Raw genomic sequence first — 10349 nt, 5'->3', positions numbered from 1 at the left:
ATCAACCGGACCGTAGGACCTCACTCGCCGAAACCCTCACCGCTGTCGGCGAACTCATGGACGCGGGCACGGTCGGCGCTCTGGGGGTGTCGAACTACGCCGCGTGGCAGATCGCCGAGCTCAACCACACGGCCGATGCTCTGGGCATCGCCCGACCGGTGGTGGCCCAACAGCTCTACAACCTCCTGGCCCGTCGCATCGAGGAAGAATACGCGGAGTTCGCGCGCGTCACCGATCTCGTCACGATGGTCTACAACCCTCTCGGCGGTGGCCTGCTGACCGGGCAGCACCGCTTCGACGCCGATCCCGGCGAGGGGCGTTTCGGAACGTCCAAGCTCGCCGAGATGTACAAGCAGCGCTATTGGAACCGTGCCGTGTTCGAGGCGATCGAGGCGTTGACGACCATCGCCGACAAGGCCGAGATGACGTTGGTGGAGCTCGCCTTTCGCTGGCTACGATCCACACCCACGGCCGGGCCCATCCTGCTCGGCGGCTCCAGGGTCGAGCACCTGCGTGCCAATCTGGAGATCCTCGCGAAGGGGCCGTTACCCGACGAGGTGATGAGCGCCTGCGCCGACGTCGGCGCAGACCTGCGCGGACCCATGCCCAACTACAACCGATAGGCGAGAACATGACCGGCAGAGCGACTTTCGCGCAGCGAGTGCGTGACCGCGAACCCATCCTCGGCTATTGGTCGGTCCTGGACTGCCCGATCGCCGCGGAATGGCTCGCGCACGTCGGCTGGGACTACATTGCCCTCGACCTCCAGCACGGACTCATCGGCTATGCGGGAATGATCACCAATCTGACGGCGATCGACGCCGCCGGTGGCCCGGTGAGCATGGTGCGGGTGGAGGCCAACGACGCGGCGATGATCGGGCGCGCGCTCGACGGCGGGGCGAGTGGGGTGATCGTGCCGTTGATCAACACCGCTTCCGAAGCCGCTGCTGCCGTCGCGGCAGCGAAATACCCTCCCTCCGGGGTCCGGTCCTACGGCCCGATGCGATCGCAACTGCGGATCGGGCCGACTCCGGCCACCGCCGACGACGAGACCGTCGTCCTTGCGATGATCGAGACGCAGCAGGGAATTGCCAACGTCGAAGCGATTTGTGCGACACCAGGACTCGACGGGATCTACGTCGGCCCGTCGGACCTGCGACTGGCGCTGGGCGGCGCGACCTCCACCGATCCCTCGATCGACGAGCGGTTTGAGGAGACTCTTGCCCGCATTCGGACCGCAGCACAGAAGGCGGGTATCGCGGCCGGTATCCACACGAGCGACGGTCAGACCGCGGCGCGGAGACTGGCCGACGGGTTCACCCTCGCCTCGGTCGCCAGCGACCTCGTCCACCTGCGTAACGCGTCGGCGCAGCATCTCGAGCACGCGCGCGCCGGGCTGTCACGCTGACCGACGGGCCGCCGCAGCCGCCTCGAGAACCTCCTTGCGCCCGGGGAGCCAGACGCACAGCAGGGTGGCTGCCAGGGCGAAACCCGTTGCCCACCAGAATGCGGCGTGAAATCCCTGGGAGGTCAGGAGGACGGCGAGTACCGCGGTCCCGAACGACCCGCCGAGTTGCTGGGTGGTGCGGGTGAGCACGCTGGAATGCGCGATGGCATCGCGGTCGAGACCCACATAGGACGCGGTCATCACGGGCATCGTGATGGCGCCGAGCCCGACGCCGCGCACCACCAGGAACGCCGCGAGCATCCAGGCGTTGCTGTGCGCGTCGGCGAAGCAGAACGGGATGGTCGCCGCCGCCGTGATCAGGAATCCGGCGGTGGCGATCATCCGGGCGCCGATGCTATCGGTGAGCGGACCTGCGATCTGCCGGCTCAGCAAGGTGCCGATTCCTTGCGGTACCAGCATGATTCCCGCCGTCAGCGCGGAGGCGCCGCGCGCCTCCTGATAGTAGAGCGGCAGTACCAGCATCGCCCCGTACAGGGCGAACCCCGACAAGAACATCACCGTCGACGAAGAGCCGACCGATCGCGTGGCCAGCAGGCGAATGTCGATGAGCGGCGCGGACGTCCGCAATGCGTGGAGGGCGAAGACGATCAGGGCGACGACGCCCACGGTCAGGGGCACGAGGACGTCGGGGTGGGCGAATCCGGCCTCGCCGCCCGCGTTCGACAACGCGAGGATCACGCACGCGATACCCGGGGCGAAGGCAACCAGGCCCCAGACGTCCAGACGCGGAAACTGCTGCGGCGTCGGCTCTTTCTCGAGGTACCGCCACGCGAGGAACAAGCCGATGAGACAGAACGGGACGTTGACCCAGAACATGTACCGCCAGCTCAGCTGACTAATGATGAGGCCACCGACCAGCGGTCCGAGGATGGGGCCGAGCAATGCGGGTAGTGCCACCCATGTGACCGTGCGCCCGATGGCGCGGCCGGCGGCGGCCTGCATGATCATGGTCGTCATCACCGGCAACATCAGTCCGCCACCGAGGCCCTGCAGCACCCGCCATCCGATGAGGGCGCCGGCACTCCACGCGAGACTTGAGCCGATGGAGCCGATCAGGAACACCGCGAGGGAGACCATCCACACGCGTTTCCCGCCGAACCGGGCCAGCGCCCATGTGCTCAGCGGCACTGCAATACCAAGTGCGAGAAGGTAACCCGTCATCACTCATTGGATTGTGGTGACCGATGCGTGTAGGTCGACGGCCAGTTGGTGTAGTGCGACGCTGACGATGGTGGTGTCGAACACCACGGCAAGGGCGCCGACGACGAGGACCATCGCCGTTTTGAGCACCTGCGGATCGATCTTGTCGTCAAGGGGTGTGTCGGTCGTGGTCATCACGACCTCCCGTCTTTAAGAGAGGAATCCATTCCTTATGGACGCTACGCGCCAAGATAAGGAATGTAAACCGTCCTTATTCATCGGCGGTGACTACGATGTCGACATGACGGCCGAGCGCACCGAGACCCCACGGCGGCGTCGCCGTGGGCCCGAGTTGGAACAGGCCTTGCTGCAGGCCGCGTGGGACGAGCTGGTCGACGTCGGATTCGCCAGACTGACCATGGAATCGGTCGCCGCGCGCGCGAAGACCGGCGTCGGCGTGCTCTACCGCCGATGGCCCAACAAGGACGATCTGGTGTTGGCCGCTCTCACCGACTACGCCGCCAACACTCCCGCCGAAACCCCCGACACCGGCAGCCTGCGCGAAGACATCCGGCAATTGCTCCACACCATGAACGACGCGCGCTCGGGCATGCTCGCCGTCGTCAGCGCGGCCTTCGCCGGACTCCATGACAGTTCCGGATACACCCCCGCCGCGATTCGCGAGCAGATGCTGCACGGTGCCGGAAACACCCGCGCCGCCGACATTTTCGCCCGGGCCGCCGAGCGTGGCGAGATCGACCTCGACCACGTGCCGCAGTCGGTGCTCGACCTGCCATTCGACCTGATGCGGCACGATCTGCTGATGCGCCTCGAGCGGGTCGGCGACGATCGCATCGACTCGATCGTCGACGACATCTTCTGGCCGTTGGTGACCTCAGAACGTGGCTGAGGCGTTTGCGCCGTCGCTGTCGGCTCGTACCCGATCGATCGCGACCACCAGCGAGATGATCGTCGCCTCGAGCGACTCATCGACCACCTCGACCTCGTAGGTGTCGGCCCAGCTCAACAGCTTTCGGTGAATCGTGGCGACCGGCTGCCCGCCGCGCAGGACGCTGAAATTCATGTCCCACCAATCGCCGGAGACGTCGAGGCCGGCACCGTCGATGGTGTAGCGGGGCTTGAAAAAGCTGAACTCCTTGCGGATCGTCGCCACCAACCGGCCATTCATCTCGACGGTGAACCTCGGCTGAAAGCTGAACACCGCCTTGGTGATCTCGGCAACCGGCCGGTCGAAGGTGTCGGTGATGGTGAAGCTCTTGGGGATCTTCATGAAGCTGCCGCTGACGAGGTATCGCGGTTGCTGGGCCTGATCGAGCACGGTGAACTTGCCGCTCGGCGAGAGCATCTTCTGCTTGATGTACAGCGTGGACATGGGCCTCCTCTCGGATGTGGCCCACCCTAGTGGCTCATCGCGTCAATTCCCGGGCGATGTGGTCTTCGGGCGGCTCAAGGACCATTTTCTCGCCGCTACCAGCTCGTATCGCTGTGCGGGATAGCCGTCGGCGAACCCGACTGGCCCACCTGGACCCCCCGAGGGTGGTTCGTCGGCCGTCCTCGTCAGCGTGCCGCCGCCAACAACAACCGCCGTTCCGCCGCGGCGACCGCTCGTCTGGTCGCGTCAACGGCGTCGGGGTTCACCGAGACCGACGTGATCCCGAGTTCGACGAGGCGTTGGGCGAATTCGGGTTTCGTCGACGGGGCCTGTCCGCACAGCGATGTGGTGATGCCCAGCCGCCGTCCGGTGGAGATGATCTGGCCGATGGCGTCGAGCACCGCGGGATCGGACTCGTCGAACACCTCTGCGCAGATCTCCGAGTCTCGGTCGACGCCGAGCATCAACTGGGTCAGGTCGTTGCTGCCGATGGACACCCCGTCGATGCCCATCCCGACGTACTCCGGTAGCCAGTGAACCACCGAGGGTACCTCGGCCATCACCCACCGCTTCAGCCCTCGCTGGTGTCCGAGACGACTGGCGTCGATCAGCGAAAGGCATTCCTCGAGCTCCCATTTCGTCCGCACGAACGGGATCATCAGCCCGAGATTCGGTGCGGTGTCGCGGATACGGGCCAGCGCTTCGAGTTCGAGACCGAACAACTCGGGTTCCTTGATATAGCGGAAGCAGCCGCGATAGCCGATCATCGGATTGTGCTCGACCGGCTCGTACTCCTCGCCGCCGCGCAGGGTACGGAACTCGTTACTGCGAAAATCGGTGGCGCGGTAGATGACCGGACGCGGCGCGAACGCCGTCGCGATGCGGCCCACCGAACTCACCAATGCATCCACCAGGGTCTCACTCTCACCCTTGGCGATGAGATCGTGCGGATGTCGACCGCCGAGCGCCTCGGTGAGGATGAACTCCGCGCGCAGCAGTCCCACACCGTCGACGTCGAGAGCCGCCACCGACTCCGCGCTGTCGGGCATCGCGAGATTCACATAGATCCGGGTCCCGGTCACCTCGGCGCGCGCCACCGTCGGCGTGCCCGGCGACGTGACGGCCACCCTGGCGGTGGTCTCGGGTACACCGGCACGGACCTGGCCATGCGTACCGTCAACCGTGACCACCTCACCCGCGGGCAGATCCTTTGTGGCCGAACGTGCTCCGACGACGCAGGGCACGCCGAGCTCGCGGGCGACGATCGCCGCATGACAGGTCATCCCACCAGCGTCGGTGACGATCGCCGCCGCACGCCGCAGGGTCGGCAGCCAATCGGGGTTGGTCATCGGCGCGACCAGCACCTCACCATCGGCGAGCTGCCCGCCGTCGGCCGGCGAGTTCAGAACGCGGACCGCCCCGCTGGCGATGCCGGGAGCGGCCGAGAGGCCCTGGGCCAGAACCGTTCCGGGTGGCGACGAGGTGGCGCCGAGGGTGGTGATCGGGCGTGCCTGTACCAGCCACACCGCGCCGCCGGGATCGATCGCCCATTCCAGATCCTGCGGGCAGCCGTAATGGTCCTCGACGGCCAGCGCGAGCTCGGCGATCCGTCGCACGGTCTCGTCGTCGAGGACCCGGGCCTGCGCGAGATCCTCGTCGAGGTCTTCGGTGTGGTCGACGCCGTCGGTACCGCGCACGATGCGGAAGTCCTGATGCCCGATGTGGGTCTCAAGGATGGAGCCGGTGGACTTGTCGATGATGTAGGTGTCGGGTTGCACCATCCCCGACACCACCACCTCGCCGAGACCCAGTGCTGCCTCGATGGCGACGCGGTCGCGCGCACCAGTACTCGGGTCGGCGGTGAACGCCACCCCGGACCGTTGTGAGGCGACCATCTGCTGCACGACCACCGCCATGGCGGGCTCGTCGGTGAATCCCCTTGTGGCGCGATAGGCGACGACCCGGGGGCCGAACAGCGACTGCCAGCACGCGCTCACCGCGTCGAGCAGCGCCATGTCGCCGACGACGTCGGTCAGGGTGCGGTTCATGCCGGCGAACGAGGCGTCCTTGCCGTCCTCACCGGTGGCCGACGAGCGCACCGCGACCGGCACGTTGTCGCCGAGCCGGTGGTAGGCGTCGAGGATGTCCTCGCGTACCTGCGGGTCGATACCTGCGAGACCGACCGTCTCCTGCAACTCGTGGCACAGCGCGGTGAGTTTGTCGTTGTCGGCGACCGCGGCGAGGGCGTCGCGATGCTTCGATGCCAGCTCCTCGGCATACCCGGCGACCGACATCGACTCTCGATAGCAGTCGCGCAGCAGGACGAATCCCGGTGGCACCGGCAGTCCGGCGCTGCACAGTTCGCCGAGATTGGCGCCCTTGCCGCCGGCGTCCTCGGCATCGTCGAGTCGAAGGTTCGAGAATTCTCGGATCATTGCTGACCTCCTCGTTCACCTTCCATCGTCCGCGCCGACGACGGCGACGCCTAGGGACCGAGGACACCAGGTGGTGCTGGGTAGGATCGACGGGGCCATGCGAGAACCGGCCGGCACGACCGACCTGGTGATGATCACGGTCATCGCCGTCGTCGGTGTGGCCGCCGCGTTCAGTGCGCTCGCCGCGGCCTACGTCTATCTGCGCGAACGTCCGGGACGCGACCGTGACATCCAGGGCAGGGACATCCAGGGCAGGGACACCCGGGAACGTCTCGCCCGGCGGTGGCTCCTCGCCGTGGCGGTCTTCGGCGTCACCGCTGTCGTCCTGCGATTCGGATGGCTGATCCTGGGCTGATCGTCAGCTCGCCGCGGGCCCGAGTTCCTGCTCTTCGGCGTGGGCCTCGGTCAAGACGGCGTCCATGTGTTCGGCCATTGTCGTGTTGTTCAATCGGAAGTGCACGGCGAGATAGAACACGACGACGCTGAATACCACGGTGATGATGTTGGCCCACCAGAAGCCGAGGACGGCGCTGCTGTCGAGATCGCCGGCCAGATAGGAGATCAGGGCGAGACCGGCCAGCCACAGGATCATCCATGAGCCCGAACGCATCTCGAGGACCGGCTGGTCGTACACCATCTCCAGGATGGCCAGCAGGACGAGGCCGATCAGGACGGCGATGAACAGTTTGAGGTTGATCGTCCATGTCGACCAGATAGCGATGAGGTTGGAGGCGACGAACGCCAACAGCGGGATCACATCACCGCCGGGCACGCGGAACGGCCGTTCGCGCTTGGGGTCCGAACGACGCAGTGCCGCAACGACTACAGGCCCCGCCGCAAAGGACAGCACGGTCGCCGAGGTGATGAACCCGACGAGCTGCTGCCAGCTCGGGAAGGGCAACAAGATGATCAGACCGAGGACGAAGGCGACGATCAGGCTGACCAGCGGGACACCGCGGTTGGTCGTCTTGGCCAGCATCTTCGGTGCATTACCGTTGCGCGCCATGGCATAGGACACGCGTGAGGTGACCGTGGTGTAGATCAATCCGGTGTCTCCGGGGGAGACGATCGCGTCGATGTAGAGCAGTGTGGCGAGCCAGCCGAGTCCGATGGCGGTGGCGATCGCGGCGAGCGGACCGAAGTCGTTGGTGAACCCCATCGTCGCCCATCCGTGGATGAAGTCACGCGGGTTGAGAGAGCCGATGAACGCCACCTGCAACGCCACATAGATGATCCCGGTGAGGATCACCGACCCGATGACGGCGATGGGCACGTACTTCCGGGGGATTCGACGTTTCGCCGGCGAGCTCGATGCCCTGACGGAAACCCAGGAACGAGAACACGATTCCCGAGGTGGCGATCGCGGTGAACACGCCTTCCCAGCCGTTGGGCATGAAGCCCTTGGAGGTGAAGTTGCTGGGATGGAATTGGGTGACGAGGAAAGCGATCACGACGACGGTGATGATCGCGAGCTTCCACCACACCAGCACGTTGTTGACCCGGGCGAACCAGCGGACGCCGGTGTAGTTGACCACCACGAAGAGTGCGAGGAGGACCACGGCGGTGAGGTAGCCGAGGCCGGTCAGCGTGTGCACCGTGTCGCCGTTGACCGTCGATTTGGAGGTGAACGCGGCGTACTTGGTGGCGTACTGCAGTGCGCCCTCCACCTCGATCGGCGCCACCGTGCCGCACGCGATCCACAGGATCCAGCCGCTGGTGTAACTCGCGAACGAGCCAAAGGCGATGTGCGGGAAGCGAACCACACCACCGGAGACCGGGAACATGGTGCCGAGTTCGGCGAAGGTCAGTGCGATCAGCAGAATCATGACCGCACCGATCGACCACGAGATGATCGCCGCCGGACCCGCCTTCTGCGCGGCATTCATCGCGCCGAAAAGCCATCCGCTACCGATGATCGACCCGACGCTGGCGAACAGCAGACCGATCAAACCGACATCTCTGCGCAGGTTCCGGTTGTCACCCGCTTCAGGCTTCGCACTCGTCTGGGTCATCTGAACTCCTTAGCAGACGGAAGAACTTTTACCGTACTGAATTGCACGCGAAAACGGATCGGGCGCCGGACTCTTCCGATTTACAACCACCTATTCCCGTCATATCCGACACGATGTCGGGTGCGATGAGGGCTGTGCCGTACGGTGGCGCCCATGCGACGACACATGATTCGTACAGCCCTCGCCGCAGCGCTCTCGGCGGTGGCGGCATCGGTCGTGGCCGTCACCGGAGCACCGGCACACGCCGCACCTCTGGGTGACACCGCGCGTGCCGTCGAGCTACCGGGTCGGCTGACCGCCGCCGACGCCTACGCGGCCACCCGGCCGGGCCACACCGGGATCGTGGTGATCGACCGCGTCACCGGTGCGACGTACGCCGATCGCAACGCCGACACCCCGGTGTGGACGGCGTCGACGATCAAGCTGGCGATCGCCACCGACCTGCTGAACCGCGTGCGATCGGGTGCGATCACGCTCTCGCCCGCCAATCGCGCCGACATGCACGTCATGCTCAACAGCTCCGACGACGAGGCGACCGATCGACTCTGGTTCGCCTTCGCCGGGCCTGATCACCAGACCTTCAACCGCGACTTCCGCACGTTCGGGATGACGTCGCTGGCGCCGCAGCGAGGATTCACCGAGTTCTATCCCTATTGGGGATTCCAGAAGGACACCCCACGCGACCTCGCACGACTGGTCGACTACGTTCTCACCCGCACCGCGCCGGCCGACCGCGCCTACCTCATCGGCGAGATGCGCGGCGTCGCACCGGATCAGCAGTGGGGGATCAAGTCGTTGCCGGCGAATCTGGCGCCCGGCAACAAGAATGGTTGGTCCGACGAGCAGGGCGGGTCGGTGATGAACTCGATCGGATTCGCCGGCGACAACCAGCGATTCGTCGTCGCCATCATGAACAACCTTGCGGGTCAGGGGGGACAGGCGCAGGGTAAGGTCACCGTGTCCCAGGTGGCACGAGATCTCCTGGGCTGAACTCTCTCCCGGCTGAGACGGAGCAACCATGACCGACGCCCACCCGATCAGCAGGTTCGAGACGCCGACACTCGAGGACCTTCCCGATGATGTGCGTGACCGCATCCTCGCAGTCCAGGAGAAGTCGGGTTTCATCCCCAACGTGTTCCTCCTGCTGGCCCGGCGCCCCGACGAATTCCGGGCATTCGTCGCCTACCACGACGCGTTGATGGACAAGCCCGGGAATCTGACCAAGGCCGACCGCGAGATGATCGTCGTCGCCACGTCGAGCCCCAACCAATGCCAGTACTGCGTCGTCGCCCACGGTGCGATCCTGCGCATCCGGGCCAAGAATCCGCTGATCGCCGATCAGATCGCCGCCAATTATCGCAAGGCCGACATCACCGATCGTCAACGCGCCATGCTCGATTTCGCCCTCAAGGTCTCGACCGAGGCCTACGCGGTGTCCGAATCCGATTACGACGCACTGAAATCCCACGGCTTCACCGACGAGGACGCCTGGGACATCGCGTCGATCTCGGCGTTCTTCGGGATGTCCAACCGGATTGCCAACGCCACCAACCTGCGGCCCAACGAGGAGTTCTACGCGATGGGCCGTGCGGATCGCTCACGGTCCACGTAATGACAGTGCCTGCGTGCCGAGAACAATTGCCAGGTCCAGCTTCTCGGCATCGGCGGTGTCCGGCTCCGCAGTGTAGATCATGATGCGCAGGTCATCGCCGGCGACGACGAGGGTGTCGCAGTCGACGGTGATCGGCCCGACCGTCGGGTGAGCGATCACCTTGTGACGTGCGGCGTCGGGGGCCGGCGCATCGTCGGCGGACTCCCAGAGTTCGGCGAATCTCGCACTCGACGAGGTCAATTCATCGATCAGATCGCGCAGCGCCGGATCGGCCGGATAGCGTACTTTC

General features: G+C 65.7%; 12 protein-coding genes and 1 pseudogene. 6 read left to right on the top strand and 7 right to left on the bottom strand.

The genetic code is table 11. The features are described from left to right. Positions 1-623 (top strand): aldo/keto reductase (locus B1964_RS24010; protein ID WP_139765848.1); only part of this gene is annotated, 623 nt, incomplete at its 5' end. Between the two features lie 8 nt (positions 624-631). Continuing rightward, positions 632-1408, top strand: a complete 777-nt coding sequence (locus B1964_RS24005; RefSeq protein WP_079931563.1) for an aldolase/citrate lyase family protein — start codon at positions 632-634, stop codon at positions 1406-1408. Here the strand turns inward: B1964_RS24005 and B1964_RS24000 are convergent. Further along, the gene (locus B1964_RS24000; protein ID WP_253194161.1) at positions 1400-2629 is read right to left on the bottom strand and encodes a DHA2 family efflux MFS transporter permease subunit; all 1230 of its coding nucleotides are present in this window, start codon (positions 2627-2629) and stop codon (positions 1400-1402) included. The two genes, B1964_RS24005 and B1964_RS24000, sit on opposite strands and share 9 nt — an antisense overlap. A 3-nt stretch (positions 2630-2632) precedes the next feature. Then, positions 2633-2803: a hypothetical protein gene (locus B1964_RS31235; RefSeq protein ID WP_253194160.1), complete on the bottom strand. Its 171-nt coding sequence runs from the start codon at positions 2801-2803 to the stop codon at positions 2633-2635. Between the two features lie 106 nt (positions 2804-2909). Between B1964_RS31235 and B1964_RS23995 the strand changes: the two genes are divergently transcribed. Further along, positions 2910-3518 (top strand): TetR/AcrR family transcriptional regulator, encoded by a 609-nt coding sequence (locus tag B1964_RS23995; RefSeq protein ID WP_079931562.1) that lies wholly within the window; start codon positions 2910-2912, stop codon positions 3516-3518. On the opposite strand, the gene B1964_RS23990 is transcribed toward B1964_RS23995, so the two are convergent. After that, a complete protein-coding gene (locus B1964_RS23990; RefSeq protein WP_014361997.1) occupies positions 3504-4001 on the bottom strand; it encodes an LURP-one-related family protein in 498 nt (165 codons plus the stop codon). The genes B1964_RS23995 and B1964_RS23990 overlap by 15 nt on opposite strands. A 185-nt stretch (positions 4002-4186) precedes the next feature. Further along, positions 4187-6436 (bottom strand): phosphoenolpyruvate synthase, encoded by a 2250-nt coding sequence (ppsA, locus tag B1964_RS23985; RefSeq protein ID WP_079931561.1) that lies wholly within the window; start codon positions 6434-6436, stop codon positions 4187-4189. 97 nt (positions 6437-6533) lie between these two features. Here ppsA and B1964_RS23980 point away from each other — a divergent pair, with 97 nt between their 5' ends. Next, on the top strand, positions 6534-6791 hold the full coding sequence (locus B1964_RS23980) for a hypothetical protein (RefSeq protein WP_079931564.1): 258 nt from the start codon (positions 6534-6536) through the stop codon (positions 6789-6791). Positions 6792-6794: 3 nt separating this feature from the next. On the opposite strand, the gene B1964_RS31230 is transcribed toward B1964_RS23980, so the two are convergent. Next, positions 6795-7709: an APC family permease gene (locus B1964_RS31230; protein WP_253194159.1), complete on the bottom strand. Its 915-nt coding sequence runs from the start codon at positions 7707-7709 to the stop codon at positions 6795-6797. Next, positions 7618-8448, bottom strand: coding sequence for an APC family permease (locus B1964_RS31225; protein ID WP_253194158.1), 831 nt, complete (start codon positions 8446-8448; stop codon positions 7618-7620). Before B1964_RS31225 ends, B1964_RS31230 begins: the two co-directional genes overlap by 92 nt. Positions 8449-8613: 165 nt before the next feature. On the opposite strand from B1964_RS31225, the gene B1964_RS23970 reads away from it, so the two are divergent. Then, complete coding sequence (locus B1964_RS23970) at positions 8614-9438, top strand: tat pathway signal sequence (protein ID WP_079931560.1); 825 nt, start codon at positions 8614-8616, stop codon at positions 9436-9438. A gap of 28 nt (positions 9439-9466) precedes the next feature. Continuing rightward, a complete protein-coding gene (locus tag B1964_RS23965) occupies positions 9467-10060 on the top strand; it encodes a peroxidase-related enzyme (RefSeq protein WP_079931559.1) in 594 nt (197 codons plus the stop codon). On the opposite strand, the pseudogene B1964_RS23960 reads toward B1964_RS23965, so the two are convergent. Then, a pseudogene (locus B1964_RS23960) lies at positions 10046-10349 on the bottom strand (transcriptional regulator); the annotation flags it as partial. The gene B1964_RS23965 and the pseudogene B1964_RS23960 sit on opposite strands and share 15 nt — an antisense overlap.

The sequence above is a fragment of the Gordonia sp. i37 genome (assembly GCF_002043085.1).
Lineage (GTDB): Bacteria > Actinomycetota > Actinomycetes > Mycobacteriales > Mycobacteriaceae > Gordonia > Gordonia polyisoprenivorans.
The sequence above is the reverse complement of the archived record's forward strand: the minus strand, read 5'-3'. Positions and strand labels throughout refer to the sequence as shown.

Excerpts from the sequence above, each read along its gene's own strand:
- B1964_RS23980 (WP_079931564.1), top strand. The coding sequence starts at position 6,534 with ATGCGAGAACCGGCCGGCACGACCGACCTGGTGATGATCACGGTCATC.
- B1964_RS23990 (WP_014361997.1), bottom strand. The coding sequence starts at position 4,001 with ATGTCCACGCTGTACATCAAGCAGAAGATGCTCTCGCCGAGCGGCAAG.
- ppsA (WP_079931561.1), bottom strand. The coding sequence starts at position 6,436 with ATGATCCGAGAATTCTCGAACCTTCGACTCGACGATGCCGAGGACGCC.
- B1964_RS23995 (WP_079931562.1), top strand. The coding sequence starts at position 2,910 with ATGACGGCCGAGCGCACCGAGACCCCACGGCGGCGTCGCCGTGGGCCC.
- B1964_RS23970 (WP_079931560.1), top strand. The coding sequence starts at position 8,614 with ATGATTCGTACAGCCCTCGCCGCAGCGCTCTCGGCGGTGGCGGCATCG.
- B1964_RS31225 (WP_253194158.1), bottom strand. The coding sequence starts at position 8,448 with ATGACCCAGACGAGTGCGAAGCCTGAAGCGGGTGACAACCGGAACCTG.
- B1964_RS31235 (WP_253194160.1), bottom strand. The coding sequence starts at position 2,803 with ATGACCACGACCGACACACCCCTTGACGACAAGATCGATCCGCAGGTG.
- B1964_RS24005 (WP_079931563.1), top strand. The coding sequence starts at position 632 with ATGACCGGCAGAGCGACTTTCGCGCAGCGAGTGCGTGACCGCGAACCC.
- B1964_RS24000 (WP_253194161.1), bottom strand. The coding sequence starts at position 2,629 with ATGACGGGTTACCTTCTCGCACTTGGTATTGCAGTGCCGCTGAGCACA.
- B1964_RS23965 (WP_079931559.1), top strand. The coding sequence starts at position 9,467 with ATGACCGACGCCCACCCGATCAGCAGGTTCGAGACGCCGACACTCGAG.